13 protein-coding genes are annotated in these 23,512 nt (G+C 62.8%); 8 read left to right on the top strand and 5 right to left on the bottom strand.

Annotated elements, in window-relative coordinates:
* Positions 1-51 precede the first annotated feature (51 nt).
* A complete protein-coding gene (locus ABHM97_RS03545; RefSeq protein ID WP_349469622.1) occupies positions 52-1,485 on the bottom strand; it encodes a dicarboxylate/amino acid:cation symporter in 1,434 nt (477 codons plus the stop codon).
* Between the two features lie 261 nt (positions 1,486-1,746).
* Entirely contained in the window at positions 1,747-2,001 is a 255-nt protein-coding gene (locus ABHM97_RS03540; RefSeq protein WP_349469621.1) for a hypothetical protein, read from the bottom strand.
* A 407-nt stretch (positions 2,002-2,408) separates the two neighbouring features.
* On the opposite strand from ABHM97_RS03540, the gene ABHM97_RS03535 reads away from it, so the two are divergent.
* Both ABHM97_RS03535 and ABHM97_RS03530 read left to right on the top strand, forming a co-directional pair.
* Positions 2,409-2,891 carry a hypothetical protein gene (locus tag ABHM97_RS03535; RefSeq protein WP_349469620.1) on the top strand — a complete coding sequence of 161 codons (483 nt, stop codon included), beginning with the start codon at positions 2,409-2,411 and terminating at the stop codon, positions 2,889-2,891.
* 58 nt (positions 2,892-2,949) lie between these two features.
* Positions 2,950-3,285 carry a hypothetical protein gene (locus tag ABHM97_RS03530; protein WP_235519477.1) on the top strand — a complete coding sequence of 112 codons (336 nt, stop codon included), beginning with the start codon at positions 2,950-2,952 and terminating at the stop codon, positions 3,283-3,285.
* Between the two features lie 57 nt (positions 3,286-3,342).
* Here ABHM97_RS03530 and ABHM97_RS03525 read toward each other — a convergent pair whose 3' ends face one another.
* From ABHM97_RS03525 to ABHM97_RS03515, 3 genes are all read right to left on the bottom strand, one after another.
* The gene (locus ABHM97_RS03525; protein ID WP_349469619.1) at positions 3,343-5,025 is read right to left on the bottom strand and encodes a DUF885 domain-containing protein; all 1,683 of its coding nucleotides are present in this window, start codon (positions 5,023-5,025) and stop codon (positions 3,343-3,345) included.
* A 66-nt stretch (positions 5,026-5,091) separates the two neighbouring features.
* A complete protein-coding gene (locus ABHM97_RS03520; protein WP_349469617.1) occupies positions 5,092-5,337 on the bottom strand; it encodes an acyl-CoA carboxylase subunit epsilon in 246 nt (81 codons plus the stop codon).
* A complete protein-coding gene (locus ABHM97_RS03515) occupies positions 5,334-6,917 on the bottom strand; it encodes an acyl-CoA carboxylase subunit beta (protein WP_349469615.1) in 1,584 nt (527 codons plus the stop codon). The genes ABHM97_RS03520 and ABHM97_RS03515 overlap by 4 nt, the downstream gene beginning before the upstream one ends.
* A gap of 211 nt (positions 6,918-7,128) precedes the next feature.
* On the opposite strand from ABHM97_RS03515, the gene ABHM97_RS03510 reads away from it, so the two are divergent.
* The 6 genes from ABHM97_RS03510 (at position 7,129) to ABHM97_RS03485 (ending at position 23,499) form a co-directional block, all read left to right on the top strand.
* Complete coding sequence (locus ABHM97_RS03510; protein ID WP_349469614.1) at positions 7,129-8,007, top strand: SDR family oxidoreductase; 879 nt, start codon at positions 7,129-7,131, stop codon at positions 8,005-8,007.
* A gap of 67 nt (positions 8,008-8,074) precedes the next feature.
* Positions 8,075-8,998: a biotin--[acetyl-CoA-carboxylase] ligase gene (locus ABHM97_RS03505; RefSeq protein ID WP_349469612.1), complete on the top strand. Its 924-nt coding sequence runs from the start codon at positions 8,075-8,077 to the stop codon at positions 8,996-8,998.
* Entirely contained in the window at positions 8,991-9,584 is a 594-nt protein-coding gene (locus ABHM97_RS03500) for a PH domain-containing protein (RefSeq protein ID WP_349469611.1), read from the top strand. The genes ABHM97_RS03505 and ABHM97_RS03500 overlap by 8 nt, the downstream gene beginning before the upstream one ends.
* Positions 9,574-10,746 (top strand): adenylate/guanylate cyclase domain-containing protein, encoded by a 1,173-nt coding sequence (locus tag ABHM97_RS03495; RefSeq protein ID WP_235519495.1) that lies wholly within the window; start codon positions 9,574-9,576, stop codon positions 10,744-10,746. Before ABHM97_RS03500 ends, ABHM97_RS03495 begins: the two co-directional genes overlap by 11 nt.
* Before the next feature lie 293 nt (positions 10,747-11,039).
* On the top strand, positions 11,040-17,156 hold the full coding sequence (locus ABHM97_RS03490; protein WP_349469609.1) for an Ig-like domain-containing protein: 6,117 nt from the start codon (positions 11,040-11,042) through the stop codon (positions 17,154-17,156).
* A gap of 157 nt (positions 17,157-17,313) precedes the next feature.
* Positions 17,314-23,499: a fibronectin type III domain-containing protein gene (locus tag ABHM97_RS03485; RefSeq protein ID WP_502921249.1), complete on the top strand. Its 6,186-nt coding sequence runs from the start codon at positions 17,314-17,316 to the stop codon at positions 23,497-23,499.
* Positions 23,500-23,512: the final 13 nt, after the last annotated feature.

Below are 23,512 nucleotides of genomic sequence, written 5' to 3'. Positions count from 1 at the left end.
CCCCGGGGAGAACTCCCCGGGGGATTTACACCGTTCTAGAAAGGGGTGGAATCAGGCTTTCGTGCCCGCGAGCTCCCTTTCATCCGCTTCGGCGGCGGCTTTGTCGGCTGCGTATTCATCAGCAAACGCAGCGCCATTGCGGGGTGCGTTGTAGAGCGACTCGTCCAGGATGCCTTGACGCTTTGCCACGATGGCGGGGATCAAAGCCTGGCCCGCAACGTTGACGGCCGTGCGGCCCATGTCCAGGATGGGATCGATCGCCAGCAGGAGGCCGACGCCGGCAAGCGGCAGTCCCAGCGTGGAAAGGGTCAGGGTGAGCATGACCACTGCGCCGGTGGTGCCGGCCGTTGCAGCGGAACCGAGGACGGAGACCAGCACGATCAGCAGGTACTGGCTGAAGTCCAGGTTGATACCGAAGAACTGAGCCACAAAGATTGCTGCGATAGCCGGGTAGATTGCAGCGCAGCCATCCATCTTGGTGGTGGCGCCCAGCGGCACGGCAAAGGAAGCGTAGCCGGAGGGGACGCCCAGGTTCCGTTCAGTGACACGCTGCGTGAGCGGCAGCGTGCCGATGGAGGAACGAGAGACGAATGCCAGCTGGACGGCCGGCCACACACCGGAGAAGTACTGCTTGACGGACAAGCCGTGGACGCGGACCAGGATCGGGTACAGAACAAAGAGCACCAGTGCCAGGCCGATGTAGATGGCGGCCGTGAACTTTCCCAGAGAACCGATGGTGTCCCAGCCGTAGATCGCGACAGCGTTGCCGATCAGGCCCACCGTGCCCAGCGGGGCGATGCGGATGATCCACCAGAGGACCTTCTGGATGACGGCCAGGGCGGAAGCGTTGAAAGTCAGGAAAGCTTCGGCCTGCTTACGGACCTTGAGGGCGGCGATGCCGACGGCGATGGCGACCACAAGGATCTGGAGCACGTTGAAGCTGACGGAGGTGCTGACGGTCGTGGCAGCGTTCGCGCTTTCGGTAACGGTTGAGCTGGCGCCGAGTCCCAGGAAGTTCTTCGGGAACAGCCCGATCAGGAATGCCCACCAGTCGCCGGTCTTGCCAGCGTATTCAGCTTTCTGGGTGATGCCGGTGGCTGCGCCGGGCTGCAGGAGCACGCCCAAGCCGATGCCGATCAGTACCGAAACGAGCGACGTGATGGCGAACCAGAGCAGGGTGTTCCAAGCCAGACGCGCAGCGTTGGAAACCTGCCGCAGGTTGGCGATAGAGCTCACCACGGCGGTGAAGATCAAAGGAACGACGGCGGTCTGCAGCAACGAGACGTAGCTGGAGCCGATCGTCTGGAGGGTTGCGCCAAGGCCGTTGGGGGCTGACTTGGTGCTGCCTGTGTACTTGGCGATGAGGCCAAGGACGAGGCCCACAATGAGGGCTGCGATGATCTGGACGCCGAAGGAACCGGCCCACTTGGGGAGCCGGAAGCCGGGCTTGCCAGCTGCGGGGGAAGTGTTGGTTGAGGTGCTCACCGGAACACGTTAGGTGTTCCCCAAATAACATAGCGAACGGACGTTGAGAAATGTTACGGGCGTGAAAGTTATTCCTACCGCTTCCGTGATGTTGACCTCAGCTGGGAATACGTCGCCGGCGGCGCGATGATAGTGGCTGGAGTCGTGGGCGGCACCTTGCTCATGGCCGTTCCAGGCGTCGGGCCCGTATTGGGTGGCATCGTCATGGGCGCTGCGATAAGCGCTGGCACTTCCATGATTTCGCAGACGGCAACGAACGGCTCAATCGACTGGGGAAGGGTCGGAACTGAAGCGGTCATCGGTGGTGTCGCCGGAGCGTTCGGCGGGGCGGCGGGTATGGTGGTCGCCCGTGGTGGAGGTGCGGTAGCCACTGCCGTGGTCAGTGGCGGTGTTGACGGGGGTATAGGGGCCGGGGCGAGCTATCTTTTCAGTGGGGGTCCTCACACGGTCACAGGACTTCTTGACGCTACTGCGCGTGGAACCATTATTGGAGCGGGCACCGGGGGAATTGCTCACGGTGCCACCTCCAAAGCGGACGATCTTTTCCACGGTATACAAACTACCAATCACGCCGGCCAGTCTTTGAGGACCATGAGCCCGAGACCCACGGGAGCCTGCGATGTATTGAATGGAGTCCGTCTTCGTGCGCAGCTGGCCGGAAAAGAGATAGCTGGCGGGCACGCATTTGGAAAGCACGTAGTGGATGAGGGGCAGTTTCCGGGAATTACAAGTAGGGAGCAATTGGCTTCTAACATTGAGAATGTGATGATTAATGGCACGCCCCGTCATTTGCCAAATGGCAAGAGCTTCTACTGGCTTGACGATACTGTAGTGATAAGAAACCCGAGGGCTGCCGATGGTGGCACATCCTTCAAACCAGATGACGGATATCAATATTTTATTTCGAGTTCTTAAGGTGGGTAATGCGCTGGATTCTTGAAGAGCCAGGATATGAGGTCGAAGACCGTCGCGAGGAGGTGCTGCAGGAGGGCCCCCCGGGACATATCCTCATCGGAACATCTCCTCAGACTATCGTTGCCCTCGCAAACTGCCTGAATGAAGCATCGACTACTGCCCTGGATCGGGCCAGGTTTGCTGTCGCAAGGGATGCGCTTCGACGCGTTCAGGAGCAGGCAGGTCCGTTTTGGATGGAGAACCCACACGGATCATTCAGTTCTGAAAAACCACTGATGTGGCGTTCAATCGAACTACAGGGACAAGAACCTATCGATTTTTTCGACTGCTATGAGGAAGGGTGGTTTCCGGTAGCTGTCGACGACGGAGAAACTGGTGTCTTACGAACGGCCGTATTGGCAGTGTTGCGGACAATTGATAATGAGGAGCTTGTCTCGCGCGTCGATGCTACTGAAATTCAGTTAAGGGAACTCCTTCGCCATATGAGATGAACGGTCGTGTCTGTTCTAAGAATTTATAGGGGATTAACGGCGAGTCGGAGGAAAACAATTGACGCAGAATCTTGCATTGCCAGTTCTCTATGACCGCATGATCGAGCGTGGCATGGTGGACCTGGAACCTTGGGAACTTCTACGCGGAGCACGGCAGGCGCAGCGGATGAAACACCTGGACGAGGTTTTCCCTGGCTGGAACCTGATTCCTTTCGCCGGCAGGTCCGATAACGATAATGTGGCCTGCTGGACCGGAAAGGACGTCGTAGTTGTCGATGACTACGATGTGATGCGGGATGCGACTGGGGCAGCCGTACGGCACCCGGCAGCGGAATACCACTCGATGGATGAATGGCTGATTGCGGCAATACGGGATTTCATAGAGTTTGACTGAACTACCGTTGCGGCACACCGAGAACCCCCGGCCTCTGGCCGGGGGTTCTCAAGCAGATCAGCCCAGCAAGGCCCGCCGCAGCACGTCCAAACCAACTGAGCCGATGTTGAGTGCCTTGCTGTGGAAGGACTTCAGGTCAAAGCCGTCGCGCCCCTCCAGCTCGGCACGGATCTGTTCCCACAGGCGCTGGCCCACCTTGTAAGACGGCGCTTGGCCGGGCCAGCCGAGGTAGCGCGTGAACTCGAACTGGAGTTGGCCTTCGCTGATGTCGAGGTTGGCTTTGAGGAAATCGAAGCCCTTTTCAGGGGTCCAAGTGCCGATGCCCCAGCGTTCGGGGACGGGCAGTTCCAGATGGACGCCGATGTCGAAGACCACACGGGCTGCCCGCATGCGTTGTCCGTCCAGCATGCCCATGTGGTCGCCCGGGTCCTTGAGGTATCCGAGTTCTAGCATGAGCTGCTCCGCGTAGAGCGCCCAGCCTTCGCCGTGGCCGGAGACCCAGCAGACATTGCGGCGCCAGTTGTTCAGGAGTTCGCGGCGGTAGGTTGCCGTTGCGACCTGGAGGTGGTGGCCGGGGACGCCTTCGTGGAAGACAGTGGTGGTTTCGGACCATGTGGTGAACGTGTCCTCGCCTGCTGGAACTGACCACCACATGCGCCCGGGCCGGGAGAAGTCGTCAGAGGGGCCGGTGTAGTAGATGCCACCCTCATCGGTAGGGGCGATCATGCACTCGAGGGTTTTCATGACGTCGGGAATATCGAAGTGGACGTCGGCCAGCTCAGACACGGCACGGTCGGAAAGTTCCTGCATCCACGCTTTGAGTGCGTCGGTGCCCTTGATCTGGCGCGCGGGGTCGCTGTTGAGGATGGCCTTGGCTTCTTCAATGGATGCGCCGGGCTTGATCTGCGCCGCGACCTTTTCCTGCTCGCCGATAAGCCTCTCGAGCTCCTGAACGCCCCAAGAGTACGTCTCTTCCAGATCGATTTGTGCGCCAACGAATGAACGCGAGGCCAGCGCGTAGCGTTCGCGCCCGACCGCGTCCTTCTCCGGTGCAAGGGGGAGGAGCTCGTCCCGAAGAAAATCGCCCAGGGCGCTGTACGCAGAACGCGCGGCTGCAGTCCCGGCGTCGAGCCTGTCCTGAACATCGGCGGGCAGCGGCTGGCCATTAAGGGCGGCCGATGAAGCCATCTTGGCGAAGAATCCGTCCTCGGCTGCGTATCGGCCGGTCTGCTCGATGACAATCCGGACTTGGCGGGCGGCGGCTACTTTTCCGGCGTCAGCGGCGGTCCGGAGGGAAACGATGTACCCCTCAATCGCCCCGGGAACATTAGCTGCACGGCCGGCGATATGCTCCCACTGTTCCACCGTGTCCGTGGGCATGAGGTCGAAGATCGCACGGATGTCCTGGGCGGGCGAGGCGATGTTGTTGAGGTCGGCGGCGTCCCAACCGGACTCGTGGATCTCCAGCTCCAGTCCGAGCCGCTCGCGCATGGCATCCAGGGTGACGGCGTCCACGTCATCTGACGGCTCAAGGCCGGCCAGGGCGTCCAATGCCAACCGTGTGGCCTCCGCATGAGCCTCGGCACCGGCGGGCGAGTAGTCCTGGTACTCGGTTTCGTGTCCCGGCAGCCCAAGCGTGGTGGCGAAGCTGGGGTTGAGTTCGATCAGCTTTTCTGTGTACGCGTCAGCGACGGCATCGATAGCGGACTTCGGGCGTACGGGGGTGTTTGCAGTAGTCACCCACAGAGCCTATCCGCGACGCCGCTTACGTGAAAGGGTTGTTGAACTTTTCTACGAACGGGAAAATTAGCCGCGGCTGCGCTTCCATGCACCCGGACCCGGGCTGGGATCCAGGCGCAGTTGTTGGCGACGGACCCAGTGACGGACGCTCGGCTTGGTTGGGGCCGCTTCCTGCGGTGTCCCAAGGGAGATCACGACGGCGGCAATCGCCGCGAGCTCTTCGGCCGTCGGTTCGCCCTTGACCACCGAGAACATCGGTTCTGCGGACACTTGGTCGGGTGCCGCGTCGGCGCGGTGCTTCGGCGTGCTCACAGCGGGATGTTTCCGTGCTTCTTGGTGGGCAGGCTCGCGCGCTTGTCCCGGAGGGCGCGGAGGCCGCGAATGATCTGCACGCGGGTATCCGAGGGAGCGATCACGGCATCAACGTAACCCAGTTCAGCGGCCTGGTAGGGGTTGAGGAGTTCTTCCTCGTAGCCCTGGATGATCTCGGCCCGCTTGGCCTCGACATCACCGCCGGCTTCGGCCACCGCAGCGAGATCGCGGCGGTACAGGATGTTCACCGCACCCTGGGCTCCCATGACGCCGATCTGGGCGGTGGGCCAGGCGAGATTCAGGTCTGCTCCGAGCTTCTTGGAGCCCATCACGATGTAGGCGCCACCGTAAGCCTTGCGCGTGATGACGGTGAGCTTGGGTACGGTTGCCTCGGCGTAGGCATAGAGGAGCTTGGCGCCACGGCGGATGATGCCCTGGAATTCCTGGTCCTTGCCGGGCAGGAAGCCGGGGACGTCCACCAGGGTGATGATGGGGATGTTGAAGGCATCGCAGTGGCGGACAAAGCGGGCAGCCTTTTCCGAGGCGGAGATGTCCAGGGTTCCCGCGAACTGCATGGGCTGGTTGGCCACGATGCCCACAGTGTGTCCCTCAACGCGACCGTATCCAATGATCACGTTGGGCGCGTACAGCGACTGCATTTCCAGGAAGTGCGCGTCGTCCACGATCTGCTCGATCACCTTGCGCATGTCGTAAGGCTGGTTGGCGGAGTCGGGGATCAACCCGTCCAGGGCGAGGTCGTCGTCGTCGAGTTCCAGTTCCTGGTCGTGCTCAACAACCGGGGCTTCGGAGAGGTTGTTGGAGGGCAGGAAGTCCAGGAGCTCGCGGACGAACTCAATGGCGTCGGCTTCGTCGGAGGCCAGGTACGTGGAGGTGCCGGTGGTGGCGTTGTGCTGGCGTGCGCCGCCCAAGGTTTCCATATCCACGTCTTCACCGGTGACGGTCTTGATGACATCGGGTCCGGTGATGAACATGTGGGACGTCTTGTCCACCATGACCACGTAATCGGTCAGGGCGGGGGAGTACGCGGCGCCGCCGGCGCACGGGCCCATGATGAGGGAAATCTGGGGGACCACGCCGGAAGCGTGGACGTTGTTGCGGAAGATGTCCGCGAACATGGCCAGCGAGGCGACGCCTTCCTGGATACGCGCACCGCCGCCGTCGTTGATGCCCACAACCGGGCACCCGTTGCGGAGGGCAAATTCCTGGACCTTGACGATCTTCTCGCCATTGACCTGGCTCAACGAGCCGCCGTAGACACTGAAGTCCTGGCTGTAGATAGCGACGAGGCGTCCGTCCACTGTGCCGTAGCCGGAGACGACGCCGTCACCCAGGGGCTTCTTCTTTTCCATGCCGAATGCGGTGGAGCGGTGGACTGCAAGGGCGTCGAACTCGACGAATGATTCCGGATCCAACAGGAGGTCGATGCGTTCGCGGGCAGTGTTCTTACCGCGCGCGTGCTGCTTCTCAATCGCTTCCGGGCCGGAGGGTTGCTCGGCACGTGCCTGGCGGTCGCGGAAGTCGGCAATCTTTCCCGCTGTCGTTGTCAGATCGTGGCTCATCAAGTGTCTCCGGCTCTGTAGCTGATTTTCGCTGGCGCAGTTCGGTGTTGGCGCGAAGCTTAAGTAGCTTCCGTACAAAGAACAGGCCCCGCAGGCCAGTCTAGTGACGCCTTTGCCGCGAACCGCTGTAGAAACCCTACAATTTTCCGCGTCCAACCCAAAGGCAACGCTATGTTACCCGTCAGTAACATACTTGGGTTAGAGTGTCCCCATGACTTCAAGCAACGACGCTTCCCGCGCACTCCCGCAGGCAGAAACTCCCTACGTGGCCACCGGATCCCTCAAGGGCAGGACCATCCTCATGTCCGGTGGAAGCCGCGGCATCGGACTGGCCATTGCCACCCGCGCAGCCCGCGATGGCGCCAACATTGTGCTGATGGCAAAGACCGGCGACCCGCATCCCAAACTTGAGGGGACGGTCTTCACCGCCGCTGACCAGCTGGTCGCAGCGGGCGGCCAGGCGCTGCCGTTGGTCGGGGACGTCCGCAATGATGACGACGTCGCTGCAGCGGTCGCCGCCGCCGTCGAGCGGTTCGGAGGGATCGACGTCGTCGTTAACAACGCCTCGGCGATCGACCTGTCCCGGACCGACGCCGTGGACATGAAGCGCTATGACCTCATGCAGGACATCAACGTCCGTGGCACTTTCCTGCTCTCCAAGCTGGCGCTGCCGGCTCTGCGTGAGTCGGGGCACGGCCACATCCTCACATTGTCGCCGCCCCTCAACCTGGACCCCAAATGGGCAGGGATGCACCTCGCGTACACCATGGCCAAGTACGGGATGAGCCTTACCACCCTCGGTCTCGCCGAAGAGTTGAAGGACGACGGCGTTTCGGTCAACTCGCTCTGGCCGTGCACCCTGATCGACACGGCCGCGATCCGGAACATGCCCGGCGGCCAGCAGATCGTCCAAGCAGCTCGTGGCCCGGAGATCATGGCCGACGCCGCGCACGCCGTGCTGACCGGCCAGGGCGCCACAGGTAATTTCTTCACCGACGAACAGGTGCTCCGCGCCGCCGGCGTGTCGGACTTCACGCCGTACAGCCTCGGTGCCCCCGAAGACCGCCTGGTGCCGGACATTTTTCTCTAGGCGGATTCCCAGACGCTTTTGGAGCCAGGCACCATCCCGGGCCGCCGCAACTGGATAGGATTCAGCTATGGATGCCGAACAGCCAGAGAGCAGCGAGCCGCATGTCCCCTCTGCCCACACAGACCGGCCCGGGCTGGACCGCCAGGCGCTCCTTGAGCCGGACTTCCTGTCGGCAACGGGCATCTCCCAACTGAACATTGTCGAGTCCACCGGCTCCACCAACCAGGACCTGGTGCGGGCCGTCACTGTCGAGCCAAAGAAGTGGGCCGACCTCGCCGTGCTGACCGCGGAGCACCAGACTGCTGCGCGCGGACGGCTGGACCGTCATTGGGAATCGCCGGAACGCTCCGCCGTGTCTGTGTCCGTGGTGTTGCGTCCCGTCACGGCTGACGGCATGCCCGTCCCCACGCAGAGCTATTCGTGGATTTCTCTTCTGGCTGCCGTCGCGTTGCGGGAGGCCCTGCAGGAAACGGCCGGCGTGACCGCGGAGATCAAATGGCCCAATGATGTCCTGGTAAACGGACGCAAGATCGCAGGGATACTGGCCCAGATGACGCCCCTGGGGGACGGTTCGGTCCCGGCCGTGATCCTGGGAGTTGGACTCAACGTGTCCCTGGCTGAAGACGAACTTCCGGTGCCCACAGCCACGTCACTCGCGCTGGAAGGGGCCACGACGACGGACCGCACCGCGCTACTGAAGAGTTACCTGTCGCGTTTTGCCCGGTTGTACCGCAGTTTCTGCAACGCCGAAGGTGACCCGGCTGCCGGCCTGGCCGGGGGACAGTCCCTGCATAAGCGCGTTGAATCCGCCATGGTGACATTGGGCCGCGAGGTCCGGGCCCACTTGCCTGGTGACAATGAACTGGTGGGGCATGCATCCCGCCTTGATGAGCATGGTTCGCTGCTGGTTGTGGACCATGGCGGCAGGGAGCACGTTATTACGGCCGGGGATGTGGTGCATTTGCGCGCCACAGAAAGCGGTTATGCGTAAGGAGTTGCTACCGGGGGAACAGGTCATCGCCGTGACACGGCAGCAGGGCCGAACCCTGTTTCTTCCTGTGCTGGTGTTCATTGTCGTTCCGGCTGTCGCCGCTTACGCCTGTGCCTGGGTGGTCAAAGGCAATGCACAGCGTCTGGTCCCCTTCATTACCGCGGAATGGACGCCATGGCTCATGGGCGCTGCGGTGGTTCTTGCTGCGTGGGTGCTGCTTGCCTACAGCTTCAAACGTGTGCTCCACTGGCGTTCTGTCCGATACATCCTGACGAGCTGCAGGATACTTGCCAAGTACGGCATGTTTCGACGCAATGACTGGCAGGTTTCCCTCATGGCGGTACGCCACGTGGGGGTTCATCAGACGGTGATCCAGCGGGCACTGCACTCCGGGAATATATCCTTGGATACCGGGCACTCCGGAGCGGCCGTGCTGAACGACGTCCCCCTGGTTGGGAAATTCAGGGGCTTCATTCTTGACGCGATGGATGAACTCCCGAAGGGTGAGGTTTTTGAGGGTGAAGTGCTGAGGGATTTTGACGAGTTGCCGTGGGAGCTGAGAGAAGGTGGAAGAGATGAGCGTTGAGGATCAGCAGTCCGGCGAGGACCTGGACCAGGAGTTCGACGCCGTACCCGAGCCTTCCGCGGACGAGGACACCGAGGCGCGGCCCGCCCCGGTGACCACCGGACCGCCCACTGGTGTGATGTCCGCGGAGCGCCTCGCCATCAAGGCACTCGAGTCCAAGCTCCTGGGCGGGGAACGCAAGCTCCGCCGTCGTGAAGTTGCCGCCGGTGCCGGCGTGTCCATCCTTTCCGCCCGGAAGATATGGCGAGCCTTGGGCTTCCCGAACTTTGGCGATGAGGACGTTGCCTTCACCGAGCGGGACCAGGCGGCGCTGTCCCGCATCCTTGACCTGGTGCGTGCGGGCCTCCTGACTGAAGAGGCCGCGATTTCCGTGACCCGGTCCATCGGGCAAATGACCGACCGTATGGTGGTCTGGCAAATCGAAGCCCTGGTGGAGGACATGGTGTCCGAACAGGGCATTCCCGACGCGGTCGCCCGCAAGAAATTGGTGGCCCAGCTGCCTGCCCTTGTTGACTCGCTCGAAGAGATCCTTGTCTACTCCTACCGCCGCCAACTCAACGCCGGTGTTCAGCGGCTGGCCGTTCGCGCCGAAGCCGGCTTGCAGGCCAGCGAGGAAGGCCGCGAGGGCGATGAGGACGACTCGCCGCTGCCCTTGGCGCGGGCCGTTGGGTTCGCGGATCTGGTCTCCTACACCAGCCTTTCGCGCCGGATGAATGAGAAGACGCTGGCGCAACTGGTACAGCGCTTCGAGAACAAGTGTGCGGAAATCATCTCCGTCGGCGGTGGCCGCTTGGTCAAGACTGTCGGTGACGAAGTCCTCTACATTGCCGAAACGCCTGCCGCCGGGGCCGAAATTTCGCTGGCGCTCGCCCAAGCCTTCACCGAAGACGAGATCCTGCCGCAATGCCGTGTGTCCATGGTGTGGGGCCGCATCCTTTCCCGGCTCGGCGACATCTACGGGCCCACCGTTAACCTTGCTGCCCGGCTCACCACCCTGGCCCAGCCCGGAACGGTTTTGGTGGATGCCATGACGGCCGCAGCCCTGGGGCAGGATGACCGATTTGTCCTGGTTCCCCAGAAATCCGAGAATGTCCGTGGCTTCGGCGAGATCCACCCTGTGATGCTGGCCCGTGGCCGGGGCAAGGGCCTGGTGCTGGACTAAGGCCCTCCGGGCCTCGTGTCCCTCCGACCACCCACCCCGGACGCTCTCTCACATCCCACCGTATTCCGCCGGACGCTCTCTCACTTCCTTGAAGAAAGTGGGAGAGCGTTCCGGTTTAAGGGGGTGGGATGTGCGAGAGGGTTGGGCAATTAGCGGTTCGGATGGTGCGTTTCAAGTCACAGCTTGGCTATTCGATGGATTAACCCGGTAGGCTGTGCGTTGATTGTGTCGTGTTCAGCAGCGGGGTCGACGCCGGCCCCCTTTGTGCTGCCTGAGTTCTGGGGGAATGTGTGATGGCTTTGCCCAATGGGCCCGGCAAACGTCGCGCCAACAGCCGACGGCGGAAGGTCCTTTCGGTCGCGGCGTTTACTGCCGCTGCCGCCGTCCTGGCGACGGGGGCCATTCTCTACCCCGGCTTCAAAACCACTGAGGTCGACCTCAACGACGGCGGCGTCTGGGTGGTCAGCAAATCCAAGAACGCGGCCGGTCGCCTCAACTACCCCTCCAAATCACTGGACGGTGCCGTCACCCCGGCAAGCACTGAATTCGACATCCTCCAGCAGGCCGGCGATGTCTTCATCGATGATTCGAAGGGCGGCACCCTCAATCCGGTCAGTGCCGCAAACATGAGGCTGGGTGGGGACCAGAAACTCCCTGGCGCAGCTGTGGTCAGTTTCGGCACCAAGGTCCTGGCCGTCACGGACCCGGCCAAAGGCAAGGTATGGGCCCTCTCGCCCACATCCATCGGCGGGTTCAGCGACGAATCCGAGCCGTTGTTCGAGCAGTCCCCGGGGGTGGTTTCAGTGGTTGGCGTCGACGACGTCATTCACACGCTTGACCCGGAGGCAGGCAGAATGACAGCCACGACGGTGGATGCCAACGGCAAGGCCATTGACTCGAAGGTCCAGAATGACCAGGTCCTCAAAGCCGGCGGAACTGTCCAGATGGCGGCAGTCGGAGACAAAGCCATTGTGCTCAATGAAGACACCGGAAACCTCGTCCTTCCCGGGGGCAAACAGCTGCACCTGGACGACGCCCGCGACGCCAAGTTGCAGCAGAGCGGCCCTGCAGCGGACGTTGTTGCCATTGCCACGCCCAAGGCGCTGATCCTGCAGCCGCTGGACGGCGGGACGGCAAAGACCGTCCAAGTCGGCGGTCAGGGCGCTCCAGCGGCGCCGGTCCATCTCGGATCCTGTACCTACGCAGCCTGGTCCGGGACCAACAAATACCTCCGCGAATGCAGCAACGAGGCCGACAACCGGCGGGCGGACATCCCCAAGGCGAGTGGGTCGCCGTCGTACGTTTTCCGGGTCAACCGCGATCTGGTGGTCCTCAACGATGTCAACGCGGGCAACGTCTGGATGGTCAACCAGAACATGCAGTTGGTCAACAACTGGGACGATGTCATTCCGCCACAACAAACATCGGACGACGCCGACAAGGACTCCGCGGACGAAGTCCAGCAGACCGTCCTCCCGGACCGGAGCAAACCGAACACGGCACCGGTGGCCAAGCCGGACGCCTTTGGAATCCGTGCAGGCAAGACCACGATCCTGCCGGTCCTGGACAACGATGCCGACGCCGACGGCGACGTCCTCACCGTCAGTAACAGCAAGGCGCTCAAGACAGGGGCGCTGTCGGCCGTCTATGGAGGCACCGGTTTCCAAATTGCCGTGCCCGCGGGAACAACAGGTTCGGAGACATTCACTTACGCCGTGGATGACGGTCGCGGCGGAACAGGCGGTGCGGACGTAAACCTCCGGGTGGTCCCCGCTGAGGAAAACAACGCGCCGCAGCCCAAGCCGAACCGCAACAACGCCTTGGTGGTGCAGACCGGAAAAATCGCCAGCCAATTCGTCCTGACTGACTGGCTGGATCCCGACGGCGACGACCTCTTCGCCGTCGCCGCTTCCAGCAGTGATCCGGCCGACCAGGTGCGGATCAGGCCGGACGGCTTGCTCACGTTCCAGGATTCGGGCGCAGGGCCGGGGCGCAAGACACTGACCATCAGTGTCTCGGACGGTTCACTGACCACGCAGGGACAGATCAGCGTTGATGTCCGTGCCCCCGGAGCGCTCCCGCCCATCGCGAACGCAGACCACGTGGTGGCCGTCGCTGGCCAGGATACGGTCATTGCACCGCTCAAGAACGATACCGATCCCCAAGGTGGCACCTTACGGTTGGCGCAGGCTCAGCCGGACGGGCAATCAACGGCGGTGGTAGGGCCGGACCAGCAAACCTTCACGTTCAACTCCACGACAGTCGGCGCCCATTACGTCACCTACATGGTCACCAACGGACCGGCGAGCGCGCAGCAATTGGTGCGGGTCGACGTCGTCTCCGGAAACAGCGATGACGCGCCTGTGGCAGTCCGTGACATCGCCCTGCTGCCCAGCGGCGGAAGCACGGTGGTGGACGTGTTGGGGAACGATTCCGACCCGGCTGGCGGCGTCCTGGTGGTCCAGTCCGTAACGGCGGGGGACGGGCTGCCTGTTTCGGTCGCCGTGCTGGACCACTCGGTGGTCAAGATTACGGACATCCGGGCAGAGGGGCAGCTTTCACTCAAGTACACGATTTCCAACGGTAAGGCGTCAGCAACGGGCGATATTTCCGTCCAGGTGGTCCCTGCGCCAAGCAAGCTCCAGGCACCCCAAGCCAAACCGGATGAGGTTACCGTCCGTGTGGGAGACGTGGTGACCATACCGGTCCTGGCAAACGACACCGACCCCAACGGCGGGGAACTCACGTTGGACCCCGTCCTGGCCCAACAGCCGGACGAGGCGGACGGACGGATGTTTGTTTCGGGGAACACGCTGCGCTTTATCGCCGGCGATCACCCCACCACGGTCTACGCCATCTACAAGGTCAGCAATGCCTCGGGGCAGACCGACTCGCAGCAGGTCACCATCCGCGTTCGCGGACGCGACGATGCCACCAACACCAGGCCGGAGCCGCGCAACCTGACAGCCAGGGTGGTGGCCGGCATGACCGTCAAGATCCCGGTGCCGCTGGACGGTATCGACGCTGACGGCGACTCAGTCCAGCTGATAGGCATCGATAAGGCTCCGGAACGTGGAACGGGGATCCTGCGGGACGGGTATCTGGAATACACGGCCGGGGGCAAGTCTGCCGGGACTGATACTTTCAGCTATCGCGTGCGGGACCGCATCGGCGCGGAGAACACCGGCACCTTGATTGTCGGGATTGCACCGGCGGAGGCGGACAACCAGAAGCCGGTTGCCGTCGATGACGCTGTTGACGTCCGTCCCGGACGGCGTATTGCAGTTGATGCGCTGAAGAACGACTCGGACCCCGACGGCGACCCCATCGGCTTGGTGCCCACGCTGGAGGCCAAACCGGAGCTGCAGGCAGAAGCAGCTAATGGGAAGGTGCTGCTCACAGCGCCCAACGCTGCCGGGACTGACAGCATCAGCTACCGGATACAGGACGACAAGAAAGCTGAAGCAAGCGCTGTCATTCGTGTGGAAACCAATCCCACGGCACCCCTCCATGCACCCATAGCCGTGGATGACAGGGTGACCCTGGCCGAAACGCTGGGCAAGACCGCTGTGGACGTTCCTGTGCTGAAGAACGATTCCGATCCGGACGGCGTGGCTGAAGACCTGAAGATCGCTCTGCCGGACGGCAACCCGAATGCCCGTGTCGGTACTGCCGGGAACATCGTGGTGACCCTGGTCCCTGAGGATCAGCTCATTCCGTACACGGTTACGGATATCGATGGCCAGGCCGCTACCGCCATCATGTGGATTCCCGGCCAAGGACTTCAGTACCCGACGCTCGCCAGGAATGACATCGTGGAGATCACCTCAGGCAAGGAGATCACTCTTGCCTTGCAGGACTACGTCAAGGTCCGTGAAGGCCGCCAGCCTCGAATCACGGTTGCCGACAAGATTCGGGTGTTGGGCGGAGATCCCGGCAACGTCATTGCCGGTGATGGAACAGCATTGCGCTACGCCGCCCAAACGGAGTACTCCGGTCCGGGCTCCATCACCTTCGAAGTCACTGATGGAAGCGGCCCCGATGACAGCGAAGGCCTGAAGTCGACGCTGACCATCATGACCCGGGTGCTTCCGGACCCTGACGCCAACCACCCTCCAACCTTCAGCGGAGCGGCCATCGAAGCCCCCAAGGGTGAGACCGCTGAACTGGACCTGGCAAACCTCGCCGCTGATGTGGATGAGAAGGACCAAGGAAAGCTCACCTTCGGGTTCGATGGTGATTTGCCGGCCGGATTCGAAGCCCGTGTGGATGGTTCGGTCCTGAAAGTCGCTGCCGGCAGTTCTCTGAATCCGGGAGCCCGGGGGACATTGCCGCTGAAGGTCACAGATGGCCGGTCCGAGCCGGTCAAGGCAGCAGTCAATGTCACGGTGGTCTCGTCCAACCGTCCCAAACCTGTGGCGAACGATGATGTGGTGGAGAAGGCCAATGCCGGAAAGTCCGAAACGGTCAACGTGCTGGGGAACGATTTCAACCCTTTCAGCGATCCGCTGACGATTCTCTCTGCAGTAGTTGAGACGGGAAATGCCTCCGGCACGCCGAGTATTGCCGGTGACTCCGTTACGGTCACCCCTGCCGATGGCTTCAAGGGCGTCCTGGTAGTGCGTTACACCATAAAGGACAAGACGGATGACCCCAGCCGCCAATCCGTGGGGCGGGTGCGCATCACCGTCAGGGATAAGCCGGATGCCCCCTCGGCACCGGCCGCAACCGATGTGCGGAGCAAGACGGCGGTCCTGAAGTGGGCCCCGCCGTCGGACAACGGGTCACCCATTACCAAATACACGGTGAAGTCGTCCGGCTTCCAGCAGGAATGCCCCACCACCACCTGCACGCTGACGGGGTTGACCAACAACGTGAAGTACGTTTTCACGGTGGTTGCCACCAACGAGGTGGGGGATTCCCAGCCCTCCGGGGCATCCAACGAAATCACCCCCGACGAGAAGCCCTCACCCCCGGATGCGCCAACCGTCAAGGCAGGTGACAAGGACATGGCCATCACCTGGACGCCTGCCAAGACCGAGGGCTCGCCGGTGAAGCATTACAACTTGGAAATATCGCCACCCCCAGCCAACGGTGTTGCCATCAAGAACGAGGTAACCGGGCTGAGCTACACCTGGGCGGGGCTGACGAACGGTGTCAAATACAAGGTCCGTGCCCAGGCCGTCAATGAACTCGGTCCGTCCGATTGGGGCTTGTACTCCGCAGAGGACCATCCTGCTGGCGTCCCGGCAACACCGGCGCCACCGGCCACCACGGTAGTGTCCGCCGTCGGTTCCCGGAACCAGCTCCGCGTCGACTGGGCCGAGCCCGACATCAACGGCGACCCCATCAAGAGCTATTACGTCATTATGACCGGCGGCAGTGGGGCCAACCAGACCCAGACCATTCCCGGCTACGTCCGGACAGCCACCTTCGAGGTCACCACCGACCAAACGGCGTACACCTTTACCGTCCAGGCTGAGAACAAGGCAGGGAAGAGCGCGGTCAGCGCAGCCTCACCGCCGCGGAGGGCGACGGGAAAGCTGGCTACAGTCCAGAACGTCAGTGCCACGCCAGCCAACACGGGCGGTGCCGGTGGCCAGCTCACCATCAACTTCAGTGCCCTCAGCGATACCCAACGCAACGGCTCCAAAGCCAGCGAGGTCAGCTACACCTATTCCGGAGGCGGACGCACTGGTGCCATCCAGCCCGGGCAGACGGTGGGAGGATTCGCCAACGGCCAGGCCACCAGCGTCACCGTCACGGCACACTCGACAGTAGCGCCCAGCTCGGACGGGAGTGCGGCGGCGACAGCGACGCCCTACGGCGCTCCCGGGACGCCGTCGGCGTCGGGGTCCAACGGTGCAGTGAACCAGAAATCTGTGACATTCAATTGGTCGTCTCCTTCGCCGTCCACCAACGACGTCAAGACCACCAAGATCAGCATCGACAACGGCGGCTGGGAAACCGTCGGCGCTTCCGGCAGCCGAACCATCAACACCGCCGGTTGGGAAGAGGGGCACAGCATTCGGGTGCAGACCTTCAACTCTTTGGGAACCGGCGGAGCCGTAGCAACGGCCAGAGCCACATCGGGGCGCCAGGGCGAGTGGACAACTACGATGAACCCCGGAGCGGTAGTGCGGTCCTGCAGCTTTACGCAGGGCGGCGCCAATTATGACCCGAACAAATACACGTGTGACGGCAAGGGTGGCAATACGCCACCGTGGATGGCGTCCGCTGATCAGGGCGCGATTGTGGTGCGTTGTTACATCGACCAAACTGATAACTGGACCGGTATGCACCGCTGGTGGCGCATCGAGTCAGGCTCATACCGCAACGTTGGCCGGTACATCATCGCAGGTCACACCAACCTTCCGGACCCCGCAGGCATAGGTGCGCCCCCGTGCTGACGGTAATGACGGCGGAAAACCGGGCAGTTGTCCCCATCGCGCGACCCCGGCAATGCACAGTAGGCTGTGCAAGCCAATGGATGGCACCTTCCCGGGTTCCCTCGATTGGCCATGGGGTGCGTGGGATAGTCTTGGTGACTGAAAATTCCGCCGCCGTATGGGGGTACTGCGGAATGCAAGGCTGCCGGCATTTGTCGGTTGGCCTGGACGTCGCTGCTTGTGGGCGGCTGTATACAAAGGGAATTTTGGGGCTGTGACATCTTTCTTGGGGCGATTGTGGCCAAAAAAGCGTCGGAACAAGAAACTCATATCGGGCATAGCGGGGACCGCGGCGGGCGCGGTACTCGTCGCCGGTGCGGTGCTCTATCCGGGGTTCAAGACCACTGAGGTGGACTTGAACGACGGCGGCGTCTGGGTTGTGAGCAAGACCAAGAACGCTGTGGGGCGGCTGAACTATCCCTCCCGCGTCCTCGACGGCGCAGTCACGCCGGCCACCACGACTTTCGATGTGCTTCAGCACGATGGCAACGTCTTCGTGGACGACGAATCCGGTTCCACGATCAACCAGGTGTCGGCCGCCAACCTCAAGCTCGGCGGCGACAAGCAACTGCCGTCGTCCTCGCAAGTCAGCTACGGTTCAACCGTCCTTTCCGTGACAGACCCTGCCCGCGGCAAGGTGTGGGCTTTGTCGCCGTCCACCGTCAACGGCTTCGACGAAGAAGGCACCGAGCCCGTGTTGACGGGCAACCAAGGCCTTGTCTCGGCCGTCGGTGCTGACAACCGCATCTACACCGCGGATCCCGGCAAGGGCGAGATCACAGTCACCACCGTTGACGCCGATGGGGTGCGAACCAACTCCGAGGTCACCAGTGTGGACGGGCTCAAGGGAGCGGGCGACCTGCAGATCGCCGTGGTGGGGGACAAGCCAGTGCTCCTGGACGCCAATTCGGGGAATCTCTTCCTCCCGGGCGGCCGCAAGCTCCAACTGCAGGACGCCCGCGAGGCGAAGCTGCAGCAGAGCAGCCAAGGCAGCAGTTACGTGGCCATCGCTACGCGCAAGGCCCTTTTGAAGCAACCGCTGGACGGAGGGACTGCTGCTACCGTCAACGCCGACGGCGAGGGCGTCCCGGCAGCGCCGGTCCAGGTCAGCAAGTGCGTTCACGCAGCCTGGGCGGGGGCCAACAAATACGTCCGCGATTGCGACAACGACGCCGATGACAAGAAGAACAACGTCCCCAAGGCAAGTGCCTCGCCGAGCTACGTGTTCCGCGTCAACCGCGATCTCGTGGTCCTCAACGATGTGAATTCGGGCAGCGTGTGGCTGGTCAACCAGAACATGCAGCTCGTCAACAACTGGGACGACGTTGTCCCTCCCAAGAACCAGTCCGATGACCAGGACCAGGAGTCGGCGGACAACAACACCATCAACGTCCTCCCGGACCGCACCAAGCCGAACCGCCCACCGGAGACCAAACCCGATGAGTTCGGCGTCCGCCCGGGCCGGACATCCATCCTGAGCGTCCTGGACAACGATTCAGATCCCGACGGCGATGTCCTTACCGCTGCTGTGGGGGCGAACGGCCCGAAGGCGGGTGCGCTGGAGAACATCTACGGTGGCTCGGCCTTCCAGATCAAGGTCCCGGCCGAAGCTAAACCGGGGACGGAAGTCTTCGACTACAACGCCTCCGATGGCCGTGGCCTGTCAGCCGGCGGCCAAGTAACACTTCATGTGGTGGGACCGGATGAGAACAAGCCGCCCTTCTTCAAACGCGGGGAGCCGACCACCATGCTGGTGGAACAGGGAAAATCGGTGAGCCAGAACATTCTCACTGACTGGATGGACCCGGACGGGGACGACCTCGTCCTCCTGGACGCAAAGTCCGATAACGACCAGGACCAGGTGAAGGTGCGCCGCGACGGCCTGCTGACCTACCAGGATTCCGGTGCTGCCCCCGGCAAGAAGAACGTCACCATCACTGTTTGGGACGGACGCGCAACCACCACGGGCCGCGTGGTGGTCAACGTGCAGCCGCCAGGTGCCCTCGCCCCGGTGGTCAACGCAGACCACGTCACTGCGGTGGTGGGTCAGGACCTGGTGATCGCACCGTTGAAGAACGACGTTGATCCCAACGGTGGTGCCCTGCGGGTGGCACATGTCGAGGCTGCCGGTCAAGCGGAGCTCGGCCCGGTGACCGACGGCGGTACCTTCACTTTCCGGAGCAACACCCCGGGCCCGGTCTACTTGACGTACATCGCCAGCAACGGCCCCCAAAGCAGCCAAGGCCTGATCCGCGTGGACGTGGAGTCCGGCAAGAACGCGGGAGCCCCGGTAGCCGTCCACGACGTCGCGCTGTTGCCCGTCGGTGGCAGCGTGCTGGTGGATCCGCTGGCCAACGACTCCGATCCGTCCGGTGGCGTGCTGGTGCTTCAGTCGGTGACCGTCCCGGATGGCTCGTCCGCTTCTGTGAGCGTCATTGACCATAGCGTCCTGCGGGTCACGGATGTCCTGGGCGCGAAGGAACCCTTCGTTTTCAGCTACACGATGTCCAACGGCCGCGCCTCAGCCACAGGTACCGTTGGCGTCGTCCCGGTGCCGGCTCCCGCCGTCGTCGAGGCTCCGCAGCCGAAACCTGACGAAGTCAACGTCCGCGTCAACGACGTCGTGACCATTCCTGTCTTGGACAACGACACCCACCCGCAGGGTGAAGAGCTGTCCGTGGACGCAGTGCTGGCCCAGGGGATCCCGGAGGAAGACGGCAAGGCCTTCATTTCCGAGAAGACCCTGCGTTTCATCGCAGGACCGACTCCCAAGACAGTTCGTGCCATCTACAACGCGGTGGATCCACAGGGGCAAAAGAGCGCCGCCGCCGTCACTATCCACATCCTGCCGCTGGAGGGGACCCAGAATTCGCGCCCGCAGCCGAAGAACCTCACGGCCCGGGTGGTGGCTGGTGGCAGTGTCCGGATTCCGGTGCCACTGGACGGCATCGACCCCGACGGCGATTCAGTCCAGCTCACCGGTATCGACAGCACGCCCACCATGGGAACGGCGACGGCGGGCAGCAGCTTCATTGACTTCGTCGCCGCCGGTGACGGCGCCGGCACCGATACGTTCCGGTACAAAGTGATCGACAGGCAAGGCGCCGTCAACACCGGAACGGTGACGGTAGGCGTCGCACCGCGCGGGGAAAACAACCAGAAACCGGCACCCGTGGATGACGAGGTCAAGGTCCGTCCCGGCCGGCAGATCGCTGTGGACGCCACCGCCAATGACACCGACCCCGACGGCGACATCATCCGGATCCTGACGGACAGCATCGAAGCTGACCAGGGCGTGGATGCCCAGGTCAGCAAGACCAGTGGCCGTGTCCTGGTGACAGCTCCAGCCGTAGAGGGCACCATCAACGTGCGGTACTCGGTGGCTGACGACCGTGATGCCGTGGGTAATGCCACCATCCGTGTGATCGTCAAGAATGACATCCCGCTGCAGGCACCGATCGCCCGCGACGACCGTGTGACGTCAGCCCAGACCCTGGGTAAGACTGCCGTTGACGTTCCCGTCCTCAAGAACGACGAAGACCCGGACGGTGTGGGGGAGAACCTGAAGATCAGCACCGGGCTGGAGACCGCCCGGCCGGGTCCCGACGGCAACGTGGTGGTGGACCTCACCGAGCAGCCGCAGCTGGTTCCCTACACGGTGGAAGATGTGGACGGCCAGAAGTCCACCGCCATTATCTGGGTTCCGGGCATCGGCCAGCAGGTTCCAACTTTGGCCAAGGACGATGTTGTGGAACTCGTTTCGGGCCAGTCCGTCACAGTGGACCTCGCTGAATGGGTGAAGGTCCGTGATGGACGATCACCCCAACTGACCCAGTTGGACCGCATCAAATTGATTGGATCCGACGGCAGTAACCCGGTGGCCAACAACGGAACGGCCATCAAATACACGGCCGGCGCCGAATATGTTGGCCCGGGCTCCATCAGCTTTGAAGTCACGGACGGCTCCGGCCCCGATGACCCCAACGGATTGAAGTCGACTCTGAGCATCCGGACCAAGGTGCTGCCGGATCCCAACAAGAACAACCCGCCGGTGCTTCTGGGAAGTGACCTGGAGGTGCCCAAGGGCGACTCCGCCAGCCTGGACCTGGGCAAGCTCACGTCCGATCCCGATTCCGATGACGTCCAGAACATGAACTACGAACTTGTGGGCGCAGCTCCTGGTGGATTCAGGGTCAACGTGGACGGCAAATCACTGAAGGTTTCAGCCGACGATTCGGTGCAGATCGGGCAGGCCGGAGCCGTCCAGGTGAAGGCCAAAGACCCACGTGGGCTCGAAGCGTTGGCCACTTACAAGCTCACGCTGACCGCTTCCAACCGGCCCAAGCCGGTAGCCAACGATGACGCTGAACCGGATGCCCAATCAGGGAAGCCGGTGACCGTGAACGTACTGGCGAACGACTCCAACCCGTTCCCAGATACGGCCCTGAAGATCGTCTCGGCTGTCACCGAGACCGGCCAAGGGTCCGCCGACATCGGCGGCGACAGCGTTACCGTCACACCGGCTTCCGGATTTACGGGCACCATGGTGGTTGCTTATACGGTCTCGGATAAGACGGGGGAGCTCTCCCGCTACGCGACAGCCCGCATCCGCCTGACCGTTAAGGACAAACCAGCAGCGCCGACCACACCGCTGGCCCAGAGCGTGGGAGACCAGACGGCCCTGCTCACCTGGAATGCCCCTGCAGATCGTGGTTCCCCCATCACCAAGTACACCGTGTACGGCGAGGGCGGATTCAAGCAGGACTGCCCTGCCAACACCTGCACCCTGACCGGGCTGACCAACAACGTGAAGTACCACTTCGCGGTGACGGCCACCAACGCCATCAATGAGTCCGAGCGTTCACCGGCTTCCGCCGAGGTGCGTCCGGACGTGAAGCCTGATACTCCGGTGGCACCGACGCTGAAGTTCGGCGACAAGCAGCTTTCGGTCGCATGGGTTCCTCCGGCCAGTAAGGGCTCTCCGATCAAGTCCTACGATCTGGAGATCTCGCCTGCCCCGGCAGGACAGAACGCCCAGATCCAGAACCTCACGGGCTCCAGCCATGTGTGGTCGGGGCTGAGCAATGGTGTGGCGTACAAGGTGCGCGTGCTCGCCAGGAATGACGCGAAGGAGCCGTCGGAGTGGAGCCCGTACTCTGCTGCCGAGACCCCTGCCGGCGTTCCTGCGACGCCTGGCGCCCCAAGCGTTTCCGGGGCCGGGTCCGTCAACCAGAACAGCCAGCTGCAGGTCAGCTGGAAGGCGCCCAACAACAACGGTGACGCCATCTCTGCCTACACGCTGACCACCTACCGCGGCGGCGCCGTCGTCGGTACCCAGTCGGTGGCCGCGACGTCGCAGAACGTCACCGTGGCCAACAACGAAGCCGACTACACCTTCACTGTTTCGGCAACGAACAAGGCCGGGGTCAGTGGCGTGAGTCAACAGTCTGCCGGGATCCGGGCCGCAGGCAAGCCTGGTCAGGTCAGCAGTGGTTCGGTCACGGCAACAGGAGCCAGCGGCCAGTTGCGGGTCACGTTCACCCCGCTCAGCGGAACAGAGCGTAACGGTTCCCAAGACAACGAAATCACCTACCGCTGGCAGACGGCCAACGGCTCCGGTCCCATCGGGCGCGGTGGCGGTGACATCGGGGGCCAACCCAACGGCACCAATGTTGCGGTCAACATCATCGCGACGTCGGTCAAGAACGGTATGGCCGGCGACGGCAAGAACATCGGCTCGGGTAACCCCTATGGTCCGCCGAACGCGCCCAACGTCAGCGGCGGCAAGTCCTCCAAGGGAGACGGCCAGGTCCACTGGACGTGGAACAACCCGAACATGAACGGCCGCCCACTGGACCACTATGAGATCAGCCTCGACAACGGTGGGTGGACTGGAGTGGGGAAAGCAAACAGCTATGACGCACCCGGTGGTGGCTGGGAAAAGACCCGTCAGCTGAAGGTACGGGCCGTCACGATAGTCGCAGGACCCGGCAGCGGAAACGTGAGTGCCACCAGTGGCGTCGATCCGACCCCTCCGCCACCGCCTCCGTCGCCAACTACCGTCCAGGCACACAACAGCACCTGCCCGGGTAAGCCGGGCCAGGCGGACACGTATAACCCGAGCGGCCCGACCTGTGGCGTCGGCTGGGTTTACCGTAATGAGGGGAAACTCAAGATCGACTGCACGAAGAACATCTATGGCGGTTCCACCAAGTGGTACCGCGTCACCGAGGGCAGCCACCCCGGTTGGTTCGTGAAGTCCACTACGGTGGACCGTTTCGGTGCCGAACCGGGCGGTTGCTGATGCACCGGACACT

It is taken from the genome of Paenarthrobacter sp. CAP02 (genome assembly GCF_040137855.1).
Taxonomy (GTDB): domain Bacteria; phylum Actinomycetota; class Actinomycetes; order Actinomycetales; family Micrococcaceae; genus Arthrobacter.
This window is presented reverse-complemented; position numbering and strand designations above follow the sequence as displayed.

Excerpts from the sequence above, each read along its gene's own strand:
- ABHM97_RS03505 (WP_349469612.1), top strand. The coding sequence starts at position 8,075 with ATGGATGCCGAACAGCCAGAGAGCAGCGAGCCGCATGTCCCCTCTGCC.
- ABHM97_RS03490 (WP_349469609.1), top strand. The coding sequence starts at position 11,040 with ATGGCTTTGCCCAATGGGCCCGGCAAACGTCGCGCCAACAGCCGACGG.
- ABHM97_RS03510 (WP_349469614.1), top strand. The coding sequence starts at position 7,129 with ATGACTTCAAGCAACGACGCTTCCCGCGCACTCCCGCAGGCAGAAACT.
- ABHM97_RS03485 (WP_502921249.1), top strand. The coding sequence starts at position 17,314 with ATGGGGGTACTGCGGAATGCAAGGCTGCCGGCATTTGTCGGTTGGCCT.
- ABHM97_RS03515 (WP_349469615.1), bottom strand. The coding sequence starts at position 6,917 with ATGAGCCACGATCTGACAACGACAGCGGGAAAGATTGCCGACTTCCGC.
- ABHM97_RS03495 (WP_235519495.1), top strand. The coding sequence starts at position 9,574 with ATGAGCGTTGAGGATCAGCAGTCCGGCGAGGACCTGGACCAGGAGTTC.
- ABHM97_RS03535 (WP_349469620.1), top strand. The coding sequence starts at position 2,409 with ATGCGCTGGATTCTTGAAGAGCCAGGATATGAGGTCGAAGACCGTCGC.
- ABHM97_RS03500 (WP_349469611.1), top strand. The coding sequence starts at position 8,991 with ATGCGTAAGGAGTTGCTACCGGGGGAACAGGTCATCGCCGTGACACGG.